Origin of the sequence: Sphaerisporangium krabiense (assembly GCF_014200435.1) — a bacterium.
GTDB lineage: Bacteria > Actinomycetota > Actinomycetes > Streptosporangiales > Streptosporangiaceae > Sphaerisporangium > Sphaerisporangium krabiense.
In genome coordinates this window covers 380,716-401,094 of record NZ_JACHBR010000002.1, presented here as the reverse complement: position 1 = coordinate 401,094, position 20,379 = coordinate 380,716, and the positions used below count along the sequence as shown (strand labels likewise).

Annotated in this window: 11 protein-coding genes; 5 read left to right on the top strand and 6 right to left on the bottom strand. The window is 70.8% G+C overall.

Going from position 1 to position 20,379, the window contains the following annotated elements; genetic code table 11:
- Nucleotides 1-6: 6 nt before the first annotated feature.
- Nucleotides 7-1,191, bottom strand: coding sequence for an acyl-CoA dehydrogenase family protein (locus tag BJ981_RS29770; RefSeq protein ID WP_184616745.1), 1,185 nt, complete (start codon nt 1,189-1,191; stop codon nt 7-9).
- A gap of 282 nt (nt 1,192-1,473) precedes the next feature.
- Between BJ981_RS29770 and BJ981_RS29765 the strand changes: the two genes are divergently transcribed.
- The gene (locus BJ981_RS29765; RefSeq protein WP_184616744.1) at nt 1,474-3,069 is read left to right on the top strand and encodes a 4-hydroxyphenylacetate 3-hydroxylase family protein; all 1,596 of its coding nucleotides are present in this window, start codon (nt 1,474-1,476) and stop codon (nt 3,067-3,069) included.
- A gap of 247 nt (nt 3,070-3,316) precedes the next feature.
- Nucleotides 3,317-4,318, top strand: coding sequence for a trypsin-like serine peptidase (locus BJ981_RS29760; RefSeq protein WP_239139301.1), 1,002 nt, complete (start codon nt 3,317-3,319; stop codon nt 4,316-4,318).
- A 136-nt stretch (nt 4,319-4,454) separates the two neighbouring features.
- Here the strand turns inward: BJ981_RS29760 and BJ981_RS29755 are convergent, their stop codons facing one another.
- The 5 genes from BJ981_RS29755 to BJ981_RS29735 form a co-directional block, all read right to left on the bottom strand.
- A complete protein-coding gene (locus BJ981_RS29755; RefSeq protein WP_184616742.1) occupies nt 4,455-4,730 on the bottom strand; it encodes a phosphopantetheine-binding protein in 276 nt (91 codons plus the stop codon).
- Nucleotides 4,731-4,784: 54 nt separating this feature from the next.
- Nucleotides 4,785-6,143 carry a condensation domain-containing protein gene (locus BJ981_RS29750; protein ID WP_184616741.1) on the bottom strand — a complete coding sequence of 453 codons (1,359 nt, stop codon included), beginning with the start codon at nt 6,141-6,143 and terminating at the stop codon, nt 4,785-4,787.
- A gap of 293 nt (nt 6,144-6,436) precedes the next feature.
- On the bottom strand, nt 6,437-8,041 hold the full coding sequence (gene cmdF / locus BJ981_RS29745) for a tyrosine 2,3-aminomutase (RefSeq protein ID WP_184616740.1): 1,605 nt from the start codon (nt 8,039-8,041) through the stop codon (nt 6,437-6,439).
- 7 nt (nt 8,042-8,048) lie between these two features.
- Nucleotides 8,049-11,336: a non-ribosomal peptide synthetase gene (locus BJ981_RS29740; protein ID WP_184616739.1), complete on the bottom strand. Its 3,288-nt coding sequence runs from the start codon at nt 11,334-11,336 to the stop codon at nt 8,049-8,051.
- A gap of 416 nt (nt 11,337-11,752) precedes the next feature.
- On the bottom strand, nt 11,753-12,997 hold the full coding sequence (locus tag BJ981_RS29735) for an acyl-CoA dehydrogenase family protein (RefSeq protein ID WP_184616738.1): 1,245 nt from the start codon (nt 12,995-12,997) through the stop codon (nt 11,753-11,755).
- Between the two features lie 314 nt (nt 12,998-13,311).
- Here BJ981_RS29735 and BJ981_RS29730 point away from each other — a divergent pair, with 314 nt between their 5' ends.
- The 3 genes from BJ981_RS29730 to BJ981_RS29720 all read left to right on the top strand — a co-directional run bounded on the left by BJ981_RS29730 (nt 13,312) and on the right by BJ981_RS29720 (nt 20,299).
- Nucleotides 13,312-14,742: an extracellular solute-binding protein gene (locus BJ981_RS29730; protein WP_184616737.1), complete on the top strand. Its 1,431-nt coding sequence runs from the start codon at nt 13,312-13,314 to the stop codon at nt 14,740-14,742.
- Nucleotides 14,743-15,062: 320 nt separating this feature from the next.
- Complete coding sequence (locus BJ981_RS29725; RefSeq protein ID WP_184616736.1) at nt 15,063-19,652, top strand: MCP1 family protein; 4,590 nt, start codon at nt 15,063-15,065, stop codon at nt 19,650-19,652.
- Nucleotides 19,649-20,299 (top strand): hypothetical protein, encoded by a 651-nt coding sequence (locus BJ981_RS29720; RefSeq protein WP_184616735.1) that lies wholly within the window; start codon nt 19,649-19,651, stop codon nt 20,297-20,299. The genes BJ981_RS29725 and BJ981_RS29720 overlap by 4 nt, the downstream gene beginning before the upstream one ends.
- The last annotated feature ends 80 nt before the right edge of the window (nt 20,300-20,379 follow it).

The following is a 20,379-nucleotide window of genomic DNA, read 5'->3' as shown; positions in this document are numbered from 1 at the left end:
CGGCGGTCAGACGTAGAGAGTGTTGGGCTGGAGCCCGCACAGCAGGCGGCCGTACAGCTCGGCGTTGGTGTTCGGGTGCATCAGCGCGTGCAGGTTCACGGCCTGCACGTCGCGGGCGAACCGCTGGATCGGCTGGTGGCTGTAGATGGAGGAGCCACCGCTGGCGGAGGCGTAGATCTCCACGGCCTCCTTGGCCAGCCGGACGACCGCGCCCATGTCGGCGCGGGCCTTGACCCGCTGCTCCATCGTCCACTGCGCGGCCTCGGCGGCCTTGGCGTCCACCAGGGAGGCGAGGCGGTGCGCGTGGAACTCCGCCTCGTCGATCTTCATCTCGGCGTCCGCGACCTGCAGGTGGGTCAGCGGGGCCTCGGCCTGGCTGGTGTAGCCAGTGTAGGTGATCTTGCGCTCGGGCAGGCGCTCGAAGAACGCGGCCCGCGCGCCCCTGGCCATGCCCAGCAGCGCGCCGACCGAGGAGGCCGAGGCGACCGGGAGCAGCGGGGCGTTGTAGATCGCGCTGGTGGCGTTGGCCGCCGAGACGCCCAGGCCCGTCAGGACCTGGCCGATGTGCAGCACGCGGTCCGCGGGGATGAACAGGTCCTGGGCGGCCGTGCTGACGCTGCCGGTGGCCTTGAGGCCGGAGGTGTGCCAGTCGTCGATGACCTGAAGGTCCGACATCGGGACCAGCGCCATCATCGGCTGCGGCTCGCCCTCGGGGGCGACCAGGACCGTGACGATGACCTGCCACTGGCTGTGGTGGGCGCCGCTGATGAAGCCCCACTTGCCGTTGACGACGATGCCGCCGTCGACCGGGACCGCCATGGCGGTCGGGCTGAGCGTGCCGCAGATGCGGACGTCGGGGGTCGAGAAGACCTCGTCCTGGACGTGGTCGGGGAACAGGCAGGCCATCCAGGTCGGGATCCAGAAGACCGACGCCACCCACGAGGTGGAGCCGTCGGCCGTGCCGATCGCGCTGGCGACGTCGACGAGGGTGCGGGTGTCGGACTCGTAGCCGCCGTAGCGGATGGGCGTCCTCAGCTTGAAGACGCCGGCCTCGGCCAGGGCCTCGATGGACTCCTCATGGACGCGGCGGTTCTCCTCGTTCCAGTCCGCGTTCTTGCGCAGGGTTGGGAGCGTCTCCTGAACCCGGGCGAGAATCTGTTCCCGCGTCGGAACATCGGTCGTCAGCACCATTTTCTCTTCCTCCTGGAAAAAAGAATTCCGACGGACCATCGGGGAGCCGGCGAATTGCGCCGCAGAGCCGTAAAACAATCGCAGCCGAATGGCCGTCCGCCGATGCTCACCACTGAACGGTCGCATTCGCCCCCGGGAGACGCATCTTCTGGATTGCGGTGCGCGAGGGCCCCGGAGCGCCGGGAAGCGCAATGTGAGAGATGCCCTATTTCACGGCCCGGGTGAGCATGGAGATCCGCGGACGGCGACGCTCGACGGCCACTGAACCACCGAGGAGCTGAGGTGCTAGTAGAGGAAACCAGCCCGGGGAACGGCGACCCGGCGGCCGCCACGCGGCCGAAGACTCGCCCGTTCACGGGTGACGAGTACATCGAAAGCCTCCGCGACGACCGCGAGATCTACCTGTACGGCGAGCGGGTGCGCGACGTCACCACGCATCCCGCGTTCCACAACCCCATCCGGATGACGGCGCGGCTGTACGACGCCCTGCACGACCCGCGTACCCGCGACGTGCTGACCAAGCCGACCGACACCGGAAGCGACGGCTACACCCACCGCTTCTTCACCACGCCGCACAGCGTGGAGGACCTGGTCGCCGACCAGCAGGCCATCGCCGCGTGGGCGCGGATGAGCTACGGCTGGATGGGCCGCAGCCCCGACTACAAGGCGTCCTTCCTCGGCACGCTGGGCGCGAACGCCGAGTTCTACGACCCGTTCTCCGACAACGCGCGCCGCTGGTACCGCGAGGCGCAGGAGAAGGTGCTGTTCTGGAACCACGCCATCGTCCACCCGCCCGTCGACCGCAACCGGCCGCCGGACGAGGTCGCCGACGTGTTCATCCACGTCGAGAAGGAGACCGACGCGGGCCTGATCGTCAGCGGCGCCAAGGTCGTCGCCACCGGCTCGGCGCTCACGCACTACAACTTCATCGCCCACTACGGCCTGCCGATCAAGGACAAGAAGTTCGCGCTCGTCGCCACCGTGCCCATGGGCGCGCCCGGCATGAAGCTGATCTGCCGCCCGTCGTACACGGCCAACGCGACCGTGATGGGCAGCCCGTTCGACTACCCGCTGTCCTCACGGCTGGACGAGAACGACACCATCCTCGTGCTGGACAAGGTGCTCATCCCCTGGGAGAACGTCTTCGTCTACGGGCACCTCGGCAAGGCCATGCTCTTCACCGGCCGCTCCGGCTTCGTCGAGCGGTTCACCTTCCACGGCTGCACGCGCCTGGCCGTGAAGCTGGAGTTCATCGCCGGCCTGCTCATCCGGGCCACCGAGATGACCGGCACCAAGGACTTCCGCGGCGTCCAGACCCGCATCGGCGAGGTCCTGGCCTGGCGCAACCTGTTCTGGGCCTTCTCCGACGCCGCCGCGCGCAACCCGGTGGAGTGGAAGGACGGCGCCCTGCTGCCGAACCCGGCCTACGGGCTGGCGTACCGGTGGTTCCTGCAGGTCGGCTACCCGCGGGTCAAGGAGATCATCCAGCAGGACATCGCCAGCGGCCTGATCTACATCAACTCCAGCGCCGAGGACTTCAAGAACCCCGACATCCGGCCGTACCTGGACAAGTACATCCGCGGCTCGGACGGCAGCGACGCCGTCGAGCGCATCAAGGTGATGAAGCTCCTCTGGGACGCGGTCGGCACCGAGTTCGGCGGGCGCCACGAGCTGTACGAGCGCAACTACGCCGGCAACCACGAGAACACCCGCGTGGAACTGCTGAACCACCAGCTCGGCAACGGCCAGATCGACGGCTACAAGGACTTCGTCCAGCAGTGCCTCGACGAGTACGACCTGGACGGCTGGACCGTCCCCGACCTCTCCTCCTTCGACCACCTCCGCCACATCGGCGGCGCCTCCCCCTTCACCGCCTGACCCTCCTTCCCCCGACAGCCACCAGGCACCCCCGGGTGGCTGTCGGCGCTCCACGGGGACTTGTATCGAACACGTGATCTAAAAACATCTAGGACGAGGGCCCCGGGCGCGGTTACGATCTCCCTGCTCGCCGGCCGTTTCCGTTGATCGGCCGGCTCTCCACGCTGACCGGGCGCGAAGGCACCCAGAACCGGACGGGAGATCGACTTTGAGGCGTGCACTGATCGCGTTAGGCACCGGCTTGAGCGTGTTGAGTTCCGCCATCGTCGCCGCGCCGGCGGAGGCCGCGGCCGTACTGGTGGTCCCGTTGTCCCGCACGACGGCGGCGGCCCAGGAGGTCGCGAGGTTCTGGCTCGCCGACGGAGCCGCCAATCTGAGGAACGCCACGCCGTACACCGTGCGGACGGCGGCCGACGGGGAGCGCCTGTCCACGGACATCGTTCCGGACGGCCCCCCGGTTTCCGTCCCGCCGGTGGAGGGGCCGTCCTCGCCGGAGGGGTCGGTTCCCACCACCTCGGGCAAGGTGTTCTTCATCGGCAGTGACCTCCAGCCGCACTGGTGCACCGGCACCGCCGTGCAGGGGCGCTACCGGAACGTCGTCGCGACGGCGGGTCACTGCCTGCTGGACATCGAAGCCCCGGCCGGCCCGCTCACCAAGTGGGTCTTCGTCCCCGGCTACACCGACGGCACGACCCCGTTCGGCCTGTACGTCGGGAAGCAGGGCGTCACTCACTATGATTTCGACGACGTCCGCGACCACGACCGCGACTACGCCTTCGTCAACGTGTACAGCGGTGTCGTCTTCTCCTCCCCGGACACGCTGACCAATGCCGGACGGCTGGCCGACAACACCGGCGGCCAGGGGCTCGCGTTCAACCGGCCGCTCGCGCCCGCGGTCGACGTCTTCGGCTATCCGGCCGGCCCGAACCCCGACGGCAGCCTGCCCTACACGGGCGACACCCTCGAACGCTCGACCGGACCGACGTTCACGATGAACGTCACGAACCCGCTCGCGGACCGGCCCGTCGGCGTGGACTCCCCGTTCACCGGCGACGGTTCCCTCGGTTCCTCGTGGCTGACCGACTACGCGAGCGACACCCGTACCGGCTATCTCAACGGCATCACGATGAGCGTCTCCGACACCGACGGCGACGACCGGTTCGACACCGGCGTCTCCCCTTACTTCAACAGCGACACCTACGCGGTCTACCGCAAGGCCGAGGCCTACTGGACCGGCTCCATCGCCTAGCCGGCCCCTCATGGCCGTCCCGGCGGCGCGACGCGCCACACGGCCACAGGCATGACGAAGCCCCTGGGCGGGAGTGGTCCCGCGCCAGGGGCTTCGGTGGTGTGGCGCCGGGATGGTCACGACGCCGTGGGGTGGTTCAGGCGCGGGAGACGGTGCTCGCCTTCGCCAGGATCGTGCGGGTGAACTGGGCGAGGGTGGGGTCGTCCTCGAAGATGTCGGCGACCTCGATCTCGACGCCGATCTCGTCGCCGACGCGCGAGGCGATGCGGGTGGCCGCGATCGACTCGCCGTTCAGCTCGAAGAACGTCGCGTTCTCCTCGCCGACGCGCACCGCGAGCACGTCGTTCCAGATCTTCTCGACCTTCTCCTGGATGTCCTGGGTCGCCAGGTCCCCGGTGTGGCCGCTGCTCATTGGGTCCTCCTATGTGCCGGCAAGGCGTGTCGTTCCGGTGTGGGCGGTGTCTTCTCAGCTCAGGGGCGCGTCGGGGTCGGCGATCGCCGCCCGCAGCAGCCGGGTGAACTCGGCGGCCTGCGCGGTGAAGGTGCTCTCGTCGAAGAGGTTGCTGTTGAACCCCAGCGTCGCGAGGATCTCCCCGGAGGAGTCGATCTCGAGCTGCCACAGCGCGCCGTCGGGGACGTCCCCGCCCACCGGCTGGTCGATCCGGCGCGGGATCTCCGCGTACTCCAGGTCGCCCGCCACCTCGCGGTCGCTCGCGAACGGGGAGCGGAACACCTGGAAGGCGGCCACGGCGCGGTCGTCCTCGCCGAGCGGCGCCATGAGGGCCGGGACCTCCTCCAGCACCTGCGCGAAGGGGATGTCGTTGGAGTAGGCCTCCATGCACGTCGCGCGGACGCGCTTCACCACCTCGCGGAAGGTGCCGGCGCCGGACAGGTCGGTGCGCAGCGGCATGAAGTTGAAGAAGGAGCCCACGGTGTCGTGGAACCGCGCCTGCCCCCGGCCGGAGGCGAACGTCGGCACGACGATGTCGGTGGAGTCGTTCACCTTGCCGAGCAGCACGCTGTACCCGGCGAGGAGGATCATGAACGGCGAGCTGCGGGTCGTCCTGGACAGCTTGAGGATGCCCGCGGTGGTGTCCTTGCCGATGGCGAACCGGTGCCAGGAGGTGGTCTTCGGCCGGTTCTCCGAGCGCGGATGGTCGGTGCGCGTCGCCGAGACCTGGGCCCCGCTCAGCTTCTCGCGCCAGTAGGCGCGGGCCTTGCCGCCGCCGGCGAGCGTGTCGAGCTGCCAGCGGGCGAACTCCTGGTACTGGTGCACCTCGGGCAGCGCGGGCGCGTCCTGGCCCCGGCGCGCCGCGTAGCAGAGGGCGAGGTCGCGCATGAGCAGCCGCATGGACCACTCGTCGACGGCGGAGTGGTGCGCGATGAGCACCAGCGCCGCGTCCCGGGCGTCGAACCGGCCGAGGACGCCGCGCAGCAGCGGCATCTCCTCGATGCCGTACGCCCCCGCCTCGGCCTCGTTGACCAGTTCGCCGGCGATGCGGTCGCGGTCCACCGGGTCGGTGCCGGACAGGTCGCGCACCTCCAGCGAGACCGGCGCCGGCGGCAGCACCTTCTGGTACCGGCCGTGCTCGTCGGTCTCGATGGAGGTGCGCAGCGCCTCGTGCCGGGCCACGACGTCGTTCAGCGCCTCGCGCAGCGCCTCGACGTCCAGGCGGCCTTCGAGCCGCCAGCCGTACACGATGTTGTAGTGCGAGCCGAAGGGCCCGTCGTCGCCGCCCGTGTCGAACATGCACAGGAATTCCTGGTTGAAGGACAGCGGAATCCGCGTCGTCTCCGGCGCGTCGATCGTCTCAGAAATGCTCATGAGGCCTCGAACCCCTTTCAGGTCCGCCTGCGCGGGATCGGACCGCGGAAGCACGCTCGCGGCGCCGCACGGCTGCTCGATTTCGCGGGGCGGCGCCGCGTTTCTTTCCGGTGAATCGACGGCGCCCGCGCGGCCGGCGGGAAACGCCGCGCGGGCCGTCATACCGGTTATTCAACTACGCCGCCGGAGAAATGGGTTCTTCCACGTTGCCGAATCGCGGGCGCATTTCCCGGCGGAAGAGGAACGCCTTCCCGGGAGCGCGGTCCCGGGAAGGCGTCGTCCTCGTGGCGGGGTCAGCGCAGCTCGACGCCGGCGCCCTCGACGGCCCGGACGAAGTCGCCGCGCGCGATCGCGGCGGCCACCGTCTCCAGGTCGTCGGACATGTAGCGGTCCTGCTCCAGGGTCGGCACCAGCGAGCGGACCAGGTCGTAGGTGGCCTTGCCCGCCTGGCTGAGGCCCTCGTAGCGGCCCGACAGGTCGACGGCCTGGGCCGCGGCCAGGAACTCGACGGCGAGGATCCTGGTGTTGTTGTTCAGCACCCGGCGGGCGTTGCGGGCCGAGATGAGGCCCATGCTGACCACGTCCTGGTTGTCGCCGTTGGACGGGACGCTCTGGGTGCTGGCCGGGCCGATGGTCCTGTTCTCCGCCACCAGCGCGGTCGCCGGGTACTGCGCGCCGGCGAAGCCGCTGTTGAGGCCGGGGTCGCCCTGCACGAGGAACTCGGGAAGGCCGTCGCTCAGGTGGCGGTTGAGCAGGCGGTTGGTGCGGCGCTCGGAGAACACGCCGAGCTGGGTGAGCGCGATCGTGACGTAGTCCATCGCGAACGCGATCGGCTGGCCGTGGAAGTTGGCGCCGTGGAAGATCTCCTGGCCCTCGAAGAACAGCGGGTTGTCGTTGGAGGAGTTCAGCTCGATCTGCAGCTTCTCGGTCGCGTGGTACAGGGTGTCCCTGACCGCGCCGACGACCTGCGGGATGGCGCGCAGCGTGTACGCCTTCTGCAGGTAGACCTCGGTGCGCGAGACGCCGTCGTCGGAGCGCTGCTCCTGGGCCTGCCGGCGCAGCTCGGCGTGCTCGACGGCGACGCCGCTGCCGCGCATGAGCGCGCGCATGTTGGCGGCGGTGTCGATCTGGCCGCCGTGCGGACGGGCGATGTCGTGGCCCTCCGGCAGGAACGGGCTGGTCGAGCCGCGCAGGGTCTCCACGACCAGGGCGGTGACGATCTCGGCCTGGCGGATCTGGTCCAGCGCGCGGCCGACCACCAGCGAGCCGAGGCCCGTCATGCCGGAGGTGCCGTTGATCAGCGCCAGGCCCTCCTTGAAGCGCAGCTCCAGCGGCTCGATGCCGTGCTCGCGCAGCACCGCGCCGGTCTCGACGCGGCGGCCGTCGCGCAGCACGTAGCCCTCGCCGATGACGGTGACGGCGATGTGCGCGAGCGTGGCCAGGTCGCCGCTCGCGCCCAGGGAGCCGATCTCCGGGATCGCCGGGGTGATCCCCAGGTTCAGGTAGAGCGCGAGGCGTTCCAGCAGCTCGGGGCGCACCGCCGAGTAGCCCTTGGCCAGGGCGTTCAGGCGGGCCGCGAGGATGGCCCTGGCCTCGTCCTCGGCGAACAGCGGGCCCACGCCGGCGCTGTGGCTGCGCACCAGGTTGGTCTGGAGCTCCACCTCCTTGGAGGTGTCCACCAGCATGTAGATCATCTCGCCGTACCCGGTGGTGACCCCGTAGACGGGCAGGCCCTGCCGGACGGTGTCCTCGAAGACCCGCCGGCTCGCCGCGGCGCGGGCCAGCGCCCCGGAGGACACGGTGACGTGCGCGCCGTTCTCGGCGACCCGCCTGATCCGCGGAATGTCCAAGGTCTCGCCGTCGAAATCAACGGAAACTTCGGTGTCGACCAGAGTCACGTTTCTCTCACCCCATCATGATGGCGCTTGCCGCTTTTACTGAAGGAATCTGCGCGTCGACCAGGGCGGAAAGGCCGACGAATGTAGGGTTCGCGTGGTACTCGGGCAGCGACACCGCCGTTCCGAAACGCTCGCGAATCCGGCGCAGCAGCACGGGGACGAGCAGCGAATGCCCGCCCGCCGAGAAAAAGGTGTCGCCCGAGAAACGGACGCCATCGTCCGGGGCGCTCGGATCGCCGCCCAGCAGTTCCGACCAGAGCGCGGCCATTTCCCGCTCCACCCGCGTCCGCCGCGTTCCCGCGGCGCCCGCGGGCGAGGAGCCGGGGCGGGGAAGCCCGCGCCGGTCCACCTTGCCGCCGGCGTTGCGGGGAAGCCCGTCCACGATCTTGAAGGAGACGGGGAGCGCGGATCCGCCGAACCGCCTGCGCAGCGCGGCGCGCCAGGGTCCCGGCTCCTCGGCCCCCGGCCGTGGCACGACGTACGCCACCAGGCGGGTCACCAGGCCGTGGGTGTCGGCGACCGGGACCACCGCGCAGTCGGCCACCGACTCCTCGGCGGCCAGCGCCGTCTCGATGTCGGTGAGCTCGACCCGGACGCCGTTGAACTTGATCTGGAAGTCCCTGCGCCCGCCGAACTCCAGGGATCCGTCCCAGCGGCGGCGGCCCAGGTCTCCCGTCCGGTAGCAGTGCCCGCCGTCCAGCGCGAGCTCCGGGATGGCCGGAACCGGCTGGAAGGAGGCCCGGTCCCCGGCCGCGGCGCCGACGTAGCCGGACGTCACGTAGGGACCGATGATGACGATCTGCCCGGTGACGCCGGCCGGGCACGGGCGGTCCCGGTCGTCGAGCACCAGCACCTGCCGTCCCGGGATGGATCCGCCGATCGGCGCGATCCCCCGCACCGGGCCCGTGATCTCGTGCCAGGTGGCGAGGATCGACTCGGTGGGCCCGTAGAGGTTGACCAGCCGCACGCCGGGCAGCGCGGCGCGCAGCGCGCCGGCCAGTTCTCCCGGCAGCGGCTCCCCGGCCAGAAGGAGGTGGTCCAGGGCCAGGGGCGGCTCGGCGGGGCCGCGCCGTTCGATCAGCCCGAGCAGTTGCCGTGCGAAGCTCGGGACGGTCTGGAAGAGGGTGATCCGCTGATCGGCGAGCCATTCGACGACCTTGTCGGGGTTCGCCCGGATCTTGTCGGGGACGGTGCAGAGCGTGGCCCCGGCGGTGAGCGCGGAGAACGCCTCCACCAGGCTCGCGTCGTACCCCGGCGCCGCCCACTGCGCCACGCGCGCGCCCGGGCCCATGCGGAACTCGTCCGCGAACCAGGTGACGAACTGCGCGAACGTGGCGTGCGTCTGGGCGATCCCCTTCGGCCTGCCGGTGGACCCGGAGGTGTAGGTGACGTACGCCGCCTCATCCAGCCGGGAGGGGGCCGGCGCCGGGGTCTCCGGCGGGCCGGGGACCGCCGCGGCGGCCGGGTCTCGTGGTGGGCCGGACGCCGGTTCCCGGCCGGCCGCGGTCAGGTCCAGCACCGTGCCGCCCAGCTCGTCGCGGTACCAGGCGGCGAGCGCGTCGCCGTCCGGGTCGCCGTCGAGCGCGAGGACGGCCGGGCGCACGTCGCCGAGCACCATGCGGCCCCGCTCCCCCACGTCGCCGGTCCCGAGGCAGACCAGCCGCCCCCCGGCGCGCAGCACGCCGAGCGACGCGGCGATCTGGCGGGGGCCGGAGGCGGCCCGGACGGCGACGGGCCTGCCCGCGACGCCGTCCGGCGCGCCGAGCGCCGCGGCCACCCGCCCCGCCCACCGGTCCAGCTCGCCGTAGGAGACGACCTCGCCGTCCCAGGACAGCGCCGGTGCGGACGGGTCGCGGCGGGCGCGCAGGCGGACGAGCTCGTGGACGGGCAGGTCAGGGGCCGCGGTCCCGGTGACGCCATCGGCGGCGCGCACCGCGAGGCGGGCCCGCTCGGGGGTCTCCAGCGGCAGCGCGTCCACCGGCGCGTCCGGGTCGCGCAGCGCGGCGCTCAGCAAGGTGCGCAGGTGGCGCAGCACGAGCCGCGCCGTCGTGTCGTCGTACAGGGCCGTCCGGTAGGCCAGCGAGCCCGTCGCCGCCTCGCCCAGGGTCAGGGCGAGGTCGGCGCGGACGTAGGCGTCCTCGACCCGCAGGCGGCGCACGACGGCGCCGGGCAGGTCGGGCACCGGCTCGGGCGCCTCGAAGGCGACCAGGACATCGCAGAAGGGGACGCGGCCGGCCTCCCGGTCGGGGCCGAGCGCCCGGACCAGCCGGTCGAAGGGGACGTCGCGCCGGGCGAAGGCCGCCTCGGCGCTCCTGGCCGCCCGGCCGAGCAGGTCACGGAAGGACGGCCGGCCGGACAGGTCCGTACAGACCACGACGAGGTTCTCGAAGCACCCCACCGCCCGCTCGAACCCGGGCGGGCGCGTGGCGACGGGGACCCCGACGGCCACCCGATCCTCGCCGGCGTACCGCGCGAGCAGCGCCTGGAAGGCCGCGAGCGGGACGGCGTACGGCGGCACGCCCTCCGCTTCCGCCAGTTCCCGCACCGGGCCGGCCAGCTCGGCGCCCCAGTGGAACCGCGCGGCGCCGCCCTCGTACTCGGGGACGACGCGGCGGGGCCGGTCGGGCGGGGGGACGGCCGGGGAGGGGTGCGGGGTCAGCTCGGCCGCCGCCCGATCCAACCGCTCGCCCAGGCCCGGCGCGGCGAGCCGTACGCGCTCCTCTCGGGCATGGTCGGCGTACCGGGGCGGCAGCGCGGGGCTGGCCGACCCGGCGGGACGGCAGGCGGTCGCGGCCGCGTAGCAGGCCGACAGCTCCTCCACGACGATCGCCATCGAGGCGTCGTCGGCGACCGCCCGGTGGAGCAGGATCAGGACCAGGTGCTCGTCCGCGCCGAGCCGCGCGACGCCCAGGCGGGCGAGCGGCCCGGCCGCCAGGTCCAGCGGCTCGGAGGCCATGCGCGCGTACAGGCGGGCGGCCGTCGCGTCCGGGTCGGGGCCCGCCGCCGCGCCGAGGTCGGCGAACGCGCGGGGGTCGCACTCGGGGGCGATCTCCTGGACCGGCCGCCCGGACTCCTCGACGAGGGTCGTGCGCAGGCTCTCGTGGCGGCGGACCACCGCGCGCCAGGCCGCCCGCAGCGCCGGCACCTGGAGCTCGCCGGTCACCCGGTAGGCCCGGCCGACGGTGTACGCGGGGGCGCACGGCGCGGTGCCGTGGAGGAACCACAGCCCGTCCTGCGCGCAGGAGGTAACCGCGCGCCGTGTCCCGGACCCGCGTGCGCGAGACGCCTCAGTCACTCGTGTTCCCTTTCGCCTTCCGGCGACCGCGCGGAGGCGGGCTCCTGAGAAACAGGCGGTCGCGTGAGGGATGCTTTTCCTGATTTCGCCCCGCGTCAGCGGAGGGCGAACGGCCCGCTGTTTCCGCGGTGGCTTTTCCGTCCGGATTCGATTCGACCGGAATGCTTCATCCTCACCGTTACATGGTCACGCGCGGGCCGGGAGCGCCGCATCTCCTGGAATGCTGCGGTCCGCGGCGGGCCCGCCCATATGCGCGGCGCCGTATTTCGCCGGGCGGAATCGGGAAACCGCCGCCGTCATTTCCCTGGGAAAAGAAACGCCGGCCGCGCTCCGTCGCGGAGCGCGGCCGGCGTGGGGGCGAGGAGCCCTGCCCGGGGGTGCGGGCGGGCTCGTGCGGTCGCCGGTCCGGGGGCGCGTCAGTGGTGCGCCTCGATGCCGAACCGCGCCATCGCGTACTCGCGGGGGGCCAGGCCGTTCAGATAGATCGCGACGCCGGCGTGGCTGTGCATGGTGGACAGGTCGCGCCACACCCGCTCGACGCGCTCGCCGACGCGCACCGAGCTGGACCCGGCGGTCGGGAACAGGTAGCGCTGGACGGCGTCCCAGCTCAGGCGCACGACCTCGCGGCCGATCCCGGCGATGCGCAGCTCCAGCTCGGGGGTGAACGCCTCCGGGCCACGCGCGCAGGCGTCCTTCCACTGCTGCAGCGCGTTCAGCACGGCCGCCTCCGCGGTGGCGAGCATGCCGGCCGCCTGGCCGTACCAGAACTGGAAGTCGGGGTTCTCGGTGCGGCCGGTGATCGGCGGGAAGGAGGTGGTCCTGGCGCGCATCAGGTCCTCGTAGGCGTCGAGGGCGCCGTGCGCGATGCCGGCCGCCAGCACCGCGCTTTCCAGGATCATGATGCTGAGCGGGCCGCCGCCGTACTGGGGGTTGCCGTGCAGCGTCAGGCCCGGCGTGCCGCCGCTGACGTCGAACTGGCTGATGTGCGACTTGATCGTGAAGTGGTCAGGGATGCGGGCGTTCTCGATCTTAATGCTGTGGGAGCCGCTGCCCTTCAGCCCGAGCTGGCCGCCCCAGTCGTCCAGCCGCCGAAACTGCGAGCTCGGCACGATGAACAGCATGGGGACCGGCTCGGCGCCCTCCTCGGGCGCGACCAGCGTGTGCCCGACGAAGTGCGTCGCGTACGGGGAGCCGGAGCAGTAGGCCCACGTCCCGTTGATGATCCAGTCGCCGTCCTCGGTGCGCTCCGCGGTGCCGCTCGGCATGATCGTGGCCGGGCAGATGAAGTCGCCGTCGAAGATCTCGTCCTGGGCCCGCTCGCCGAACAGCGTGGCCACGGCCAGCGCGTGCGCCGCGCCCAGGCAGTACATCCAGCCCGTGGACGGGCAGCCGCGGGCCAGCGTCATGACCACGCGGAAGAAGGTGTCGACGCCGAACTCGTACCCGCCGTACCGCTTCGGGACGAGGATGCGGTAGAGGCCCGCCTCGGCGAACAGCTCGTGGGTGTCCTGGGCGTAGTAGGTGCGCGCCTCGGTCTCCGCCTGGCGCGCGACCAAGGTGGGCGCGATCGCCTCGGCCCGCGCGATGATCTCCTCGGGCGTCAGGCCGGGCTCGGGCGGCGCGGCGACCGCCCGCTCGCGAACGTTCGTGATAACCGTCATTGCCACAGGTCCTTTGGTCTCGCGATGGTCCACCGACTCCGGGCCGCACGCGGGCGTCGCGCCACACCGTGCCATGCCAGTCAGCCTCACATCGGCGCCTCCGGCGGCGCATCTTTTCGAATGCGCCGACACAGCAATCGCGGAGATGCCCGGCGCCACGCCGTGAGAAAGCATTCGAGGGTGCATCGTGGCGCGCCCTGACCTGGTCGGGCGCATGCCCCGGGCCATCTGACAGGACAGGCCGAGATATTCCGGCGGACGACTTCGTCGCGTGCACGATCGGGACGCCATGCCCTGAAATTCAGGAGGAACGAGTGAAGAACAGGATCGTCATCGAAGTCTGGGTCCCCGACCTCACCTTTCCGGGCTGGATGGACCGGTGGTACGAGCAGGCGGCCGATTTCGAGAGGCTGCACCCCGAATACCACGTGAAGGTCGTCGGCCAGGATTTCTGGACGTTCCCGCAGAAGGTCGCCGAGGCGGCCGCGGAAGGGCGCGCGCCCGCGCTCGCCGAGTTCTACTTCTACACCGCCGAGGGCGCGCGGGACATGCTCAACGGCGACGGCACCCCGACGTTCACCTCGCTGGAGCGGGCCGTGCGCGGCCGCACCGAGATCCTCGGTGAGACCGTCGTCCTGGACGACATCCTCAAGCCGCTGCGCGACTACTACAGCCTCGGCGGCGAGCTCATCTCGATGCCGTCGGTCGGCACGACCAGCCTCATCTACGCCAACAAGAACCTGCTGCGCGCGTGCGGCCTGTCCGAGCTGCCCCGCACGTGGGACGAGCTGGACGCGGCGTGCCGCGCGATCGCCAAGAGCCCGAGCCGCCCGGCGTACCCGATCGGCTGGTCCAACCACGGCACGTTCTTCCAGCAGGCCCTGGCCACGCAGGGCGGTCTGCTGGTGGACAACCACAACGGCAGGCAGGGCCGGGCCACCACCGTGGACCTGACCTCCGAGGCGATGATGACGTGGGTCGAGTGGTGGCGCCGCCTCCACCGGGACGGCCACTACCTCTACACCGACCGCATCCCCGACTGGGCCGGCACGTTCAAGGCGTTCGCCGAGCAGGAGGTCGTGTTCCGCATCACCTCCTCCAACGACGTCAACTACATGGTCCAGGCGGCCAAGGCCAACGGCTTCGACATCGAGGTCGGCCTCATGCCGTACAACGCCGACGTCCCCTACGTCGGCAACGCGGTCGCGGGCACGTCCATCTTCCTCAAGGACGGGCTCGGCGACGAGGCCGAGGACGGCGCGCTGGCCTTCCTGATGTACCTGCACAGCCCGCGCGTCGCCGCCGACCGGCACAAGGCCAACAGCTTCATGCCGCTCACCCACGCGTCGCACGCCGTCCTGGAGCAGGAGGGCTGGTTCGAGCAGCACCCCTACCACCGGGTGGCCAGCGACCACGTCCTGAGCTTCCCCGCCGGCGCGACGCGGGCGGCGGGCTCCGGCGACGTCCCGCTGTCGGAGGGCGCCCAGTTCGGCGACTTCGCCGGCAACCAGGACGTGATGACCCGCGCCATGGGCGACGTCCTGGCCCGCGGCGCCGACCCGCTCACCCGCTTCGCCGAGGCCACCGTCGAGGCCCAGAACCTCCTGGACGCCTACCACGCCGACCGCCTCGACGGCGGCCCCATCAAGGGCACCAGCCTCCGCGTCGAACACTTCGCCACCGCCGCCGCCGGCCGCGACTACTCCGCCGCCGACCTGGAGAAGATCGTCAAACTCGGCCGCTGACGATCGTCCCGCTCGTCCGGTGAACGGGCCCCGCGGCCGTCGCGCGTAAGACGCATCTTGCGCGTGACGGCCGTTCGGCGTTCCGGCGGACCCATGACGCGCCGGTGACGCGGGAGTGACGCCGTGATCGCGAACCCGCGATGCGCCGGCTGCCATCCTGCTCCGAAGGCACGATCTTGGCGCCTGGCGAGGAGGGCGAGCGTCGGATGCCACTTCCAGTGAAGGTTCGCACGCCGCCACGGCCCGCGACGACCACGGCTCCCGTCTCCGGCGCACATCGCACGGCGCCCGCGAACGGGGCGGGGCGGACACCGGACGACATGGGACGCGCGCAGCCCGTGGTGGGCAACGCGGCGATGGCGACGGCGCTGGGCGGGCCACCGGGCGGGGCCGAGCCGCGATGGCCCGGGATGCTGCTGGCCGGGCAGAGCCTCGTCGGGAACAAGGCGGTCGCGGTCCAGGCCGCCACCGCGTCTCCTAAGCCGGCTCAGGCTCCGCCGCCCCGACCGAAGGGGAAGGCGCCGTCCGCGCCCGGCCCCGAGGCCGGCGACCTGGCCGACGCCGGCCGGTCCACGGCGGAGCGGCCCGATCGGTCGAAGGAAGCGACGGGGCGCCGCTCCCCCGGCGCCGACCCCAAGTTCCAGGCGCTGAAGAAGGACGTCTCCGCCAAGAAGAGGGCGGTGGGGTCCAGTCACCCGCCGGCGGCGGTGGAGGCGGGTGCGGCGCAGGCGGCGGCGGTGCCACCCGCGGACGACCGGGAGGCGCGGGGCAAGGCGGCGCACGCCGAGGACATGGACGCCGCGCAGCCCAAGGAGTTCGACAAGGCCGCGTTCATCAAGGCGGTCGAAGAAGCGATCGCCAAGCGGGCCCCCAAGAACCTGGACGAGGCGGACAAGTTCGGCGACTCCGGCAAGGCCGAGGAGGTCAAGGCCGAGGTCCAGGGCGAGGTGGGCGCGGGCAAGGACGCCTCGGCGCGAGAGATCGCCCAGACCACGGCGCAGGTGCCGGAACCCGCGCCGGACGCCAAGAAGGTCGTGCCGCTGGTCCCCGACCGGGTGCCGGGCAGGCCGGGCGCGCCCGACCCGGATCAGGCCGTGCCGGACGCGCTGCCGGCCTCGGCCACCGACATGTCCGACGGGCCCGCCCGGGTGAACCGGCAGATGGCCGAGGCGCGGGTGACCGAGCGGCAGCTGTCGTTCAAGAACGCGCGCGAGCCGTCGTTCGACAAGGCGGTGCGCGACAAGAAGGCGATGGAGGCACACGCCGAGACCGCGCCGACGCGGCTGCGCGGCACGGAATCGCGGCAGATCAAGCAGGTCAGGACGGCGGCGGCCGGTACCGGCGCGGCCGCGATGGCGTCCATGCACGGCACGCGGATGGCGACCGGCCGGCGGGTCGGCGCCGGGAAGCAGGGCGCCAAAGGCCGGGACGAGGACAGGCGGACCCAGGTCACCGCGCTGCTGCAGAAGGTGTTCGACCAGACCAAGACCGACGTCGAGAAGATCCTGTCGGATCTGGACAAGGCCGTCGACCGGCAGTTCACCACCGGTGAGAAGCAGGCCAGGGACCGGTTCACGGCCGAGCACACCGAAGGCATGCGCCGCTACAAGGACGAGCGGTACTCCGGCCTGGCCGGCAAGGCCCGCTGGGTGCGCGACCTGTTCGCGGACCTGCCCGAGGAGGCCAACCGCATCTACGAGCGGGCCAAGGCGAACTACCTGACCGCGATGCGCCAGGTCATCGCCGGCATCGCCGACACCGTGGAACGCGAGCTGCATCGCGCCAAGAAGCGCATCGCCGACGGCCGCGAGGATCTGCGGGCCGCGGTGGACCGGCTGCCCAAGGACCTGCGGGCCATCGGCCGGGAGGCGGCCTCCGAGTTCGCCGGCAGGTTCGAGGAGCTCGCCGACACCGTCAACGACAAGGGCACCGAGCTGGTCGACACCCTGGCCACCCGGTACACCGACGCGGTCAAGGCCGTGGACGCCGAGATCGCCGCGGAGAAGGAGAAGAACAAGGGCCTGGTGTCCAAGGCCGCGGACGCCGTCGCCGGGGCCATCGAGACGATCATGGAGCTCAAGCGGCTGCTGCTGGGGGTGCTCGCCAAGGCCGCCCAGGCGGTGATGCTCATCCTGGCCGACCCGATCGGCTTCCTCGGCAACCTGGTGAGGGCGGTCGGCGCGGGGCTGCGGCAGTTCATGCGCAACGCGGGCACCCATCTCAAGCAGGGGGTGCTGGGCTGGCTGCTGGGCACCGCCGGGTCGGCCGGCCTGCAGATCCCCGCCCGGTTCGACGTGCGCGGCATCCTGCTGATGATCGCCGGGCTGCTCGGGCTGAGCTGGTCCAACATCCGCGCCCGCCTCACCCGCAAGGTCCCCGACCAGGCCGTCACCGCCGCCGAAGCCAGCGTCCCCCTGCTCGTCCAGGTCAAACGACAGGGCGTGGCCGGGATGTGGCAGGAGCTGAGGGCCCGGGTCGGCGACCTGAAGAAGGACCTGATCGGCCGCCTGGTCCAGTACCTGACCCCGACCATCCTCATCGCCGGGATCACCTGGATCCTGTCCCTGCTCAACCCCGCCTCGGCCTTCGTCCGCGCGGTCAAGCTCATCATCGACATCGTCCGCTTCGTCGTCACCCAGGCCCGGCAGATCATCGAGTTCGTCAACGCCGTCCTGGACGCGGTCATCGCCATCGCCCGCGGCGGCTCCGGCGGCGTCCCGGCCATGGTCGAACGCGCCCTCGCCCGCTCCATCCCGGTCCTGATCGGCGCCCTGGCGGCCCTCCTCGGCATCGGCGGCATCGCCGGCCGCGTCCGCCAGATCTTCCAGCAACTCTCCCGCCCGGTGAACCGCGCCGTCGACGCGGTGATCGACAAGATCGCCGCCCTGGTCAAGAAGCTCTGGGCCAAGCTCAAGTCCGCCCTGAAGAAGCGCAAGCGTCCCAAGCCCAAGCCGCGGCCGAAGAGGCCGGGCCCGGCCGCGGACCACGCCAGGCCGGGGCGGCGACGCCCCGACCGCCGCAGGGCGGACCGCCGCAGGCCCCGGCGACGCCCCGACCGCGGCAAGGACCCCCGCCGCGACCGGCGCTCCGATAAGGCCAGGCAGCGTGCCTTGGACGCCGCGCTCCGCGAGGCCACACGGCTCCTCCAGGCGGAGTCGGCGACGGTGGAGAGCGTGCGGCGCGGACTCCCGGAGATCAAGAGACGGCACCGCCTGACCAGTATCCGGTTGGTACACGAGTCCGGAGACTCGTACTACATCGCGCTGACCATCAACCCGAGGAAACGAACCAGGCCTAGGAAGTTCTCCGAGAAGAGATTCCCCTACGAGATCGGCAAGGCCGAAGCACCTGTGAGGGTGATCAGGCTGCCCGCGGTGATCGATACACTCCGCCCGATTCGCATCCCGATGCACCGCCGCGATCCGATGACCGGTTTCGTCGTCAACATGGCGGCGACACCGGGCGAGGTGAGGCCCGATATCGCGGCCCGATATCGCGTAGACGCATGGAAGGGGAAGGGCGCGGACAACCTGACGGCGGCACAAACGGCCGTCGTGATCGGGGTCAACACATTCGAGCATCTGGAGCCGGCGAAGGACCGCGAGGCCAAGGCCGAGGTCGGCAACGCGGTGCGAAGGATCAAACGGCCGGCCAAGCTCCTCGTCGCGGCGTTCGGTTTCGCGTGGACCCCCTCATGGCGGCACAAGACCGAGGGCCGACCGGCCTCGATGGAGGAAGTGCGCAGGGCGTACATGCGACTGACGAGCGCCGAGAAGGCGCAGGCCGTCGCCAGGAACGAAAGAGGCTGGCAGCCGGGGCAGAAGCTGCCATACGGGATCTTCCACGAGACCGTGTTCCTGTCCTCGTACACCCAGCGGGCGGTGGACATCCTCGGCAAGGTCAACCAACAGGTTTATATCGTGTCCCAGGATCCGGACACCCAGGTGACGATCCCGAGCAAGCTGGGTTTCCTTCACGTCTACGAAGAGGCTCTCCGGGATGCCGACAACAATAAGATATTGGTCATCGGCGGCTATCATTTCGAGGGCTTCGACTGGGGCCCGCTGGCCAAGTCCCGCACGATGCAGCTGACGTTGCTTGCGAACAGGCTGGACCGCGCCATGAAGGTCGCCATCGGCAAGGTGTACCCGCAGATCTTGTACCCGGCAGAGCCGAACATGCTGATCAAAGTGTGGGAGCGGGACACCTCGCGGAAGATCAAACTTCTCTTCCAGGACCCCAAGCTCCTGGCCACGCTCAGAGCCTCCCAGGGCGAGCCCTGGGGCGTGGGCGCCGGCGAGGGGCGGCACATCGGGGAATGGCTGAAGAGGCGACACGGCGTCTCGGTCGCCCACCTGCCCGAGGCGGCCCTCACCACGAGCCCACTGCCGGAAAGCCCGACACGGGGCCTGACGATGACCCCCGAGGATGTCCACCTCTTCGTATCCGAAGCCGGCCATCCTCGGTTCCAGGCCCGAGGAGACGTTCCCCGGTACGCGGTCTACGCGGCTCTCATGCAGTCGCAGACGGTTCTCACCGCCTTCAGGCTCGCGTCGGCGTTCGCCGATACGCATCCGATCACCTCCGAAATGCGGGCCAGGTTGCAGACAGAGGTCTTCGAACACGTCGAGCAGGTCGCGAGGATGATGGCGGACAATCCGAGTCTGACACCAGCCAGTCCAGAGATCATGCGACACTTGGACGACCTCGATGATGCGGCCGGTGAGGTGCTTGCAGATGGTCAAGGCGATGCTGCTGCCGCCGAAGTGATCGAGAAGGCCCGTGAGGTGACACGGGCAATGATCAACGCCATGACGGCGGACGAGGTCAGAGAGATTTGGACCAGGCTGAGCAGGCTACTGGACGACATCCTGCGTGACCCGCCGCCGAGCCGGGGTGGGCCGCGGTGACCGATGAGGCGATCGAACGCCTTCATGCGAAGGCATCACGCGCGGACTACGCCTCAATGGCCCGTCTCGCCAAAGCACTCTACGCTCATGGCGCACATCCACGTGAGGTGCTCCGGCGGTGCTACGGAGTCGATTTCCCCCCGGAATATTTCCTGATCGCCGGACAACGTCGAAGCGGCCTGCATCTGCTGGTGACGTTCACCAACCAGCCTTGGAAACTCGGTGTGCCCCCCAGCCAGGGCGGTTCGATGCCAGGGCCTTACCAACTGATCGAGCGGACGGAGCGGAGAATTTTCGCGCGCGATCCCGATCTGGTCCCACTGATGCGGCTCTCGGGGTTCGGGCTCAAGGTCTACGACACGGTGATCTGTTACCGCCTGACAGAACTCCGGCAAGGCGCCGCCACGGTCTTCGGCATCAAGCAAAGGGCGAATCCCGATGACGCGGTCGTGCGCTTAGGCGACTCGATGCTAGAGGTTCTGCACGCACACCACGTCGACCATGTCCACCACCTGGAGTGGGTCCTGGAACAACCGTGGAACCGAGGATTCGGCGCGCTGGACCGGAAGTCCGTGGAAGACGTGCGGTCCTTGGTCGAGCAGATCGAAGATCTGATGACGCGGCCTCCTGCCGTGTCAGACGAGTGACCGGCCGGCCAGGTGGGGCTCGGTTTCCGCGACCGGATCGGGCGCGGAGGTCATGGGCCTGATAGCCGAATGTCCGCAGC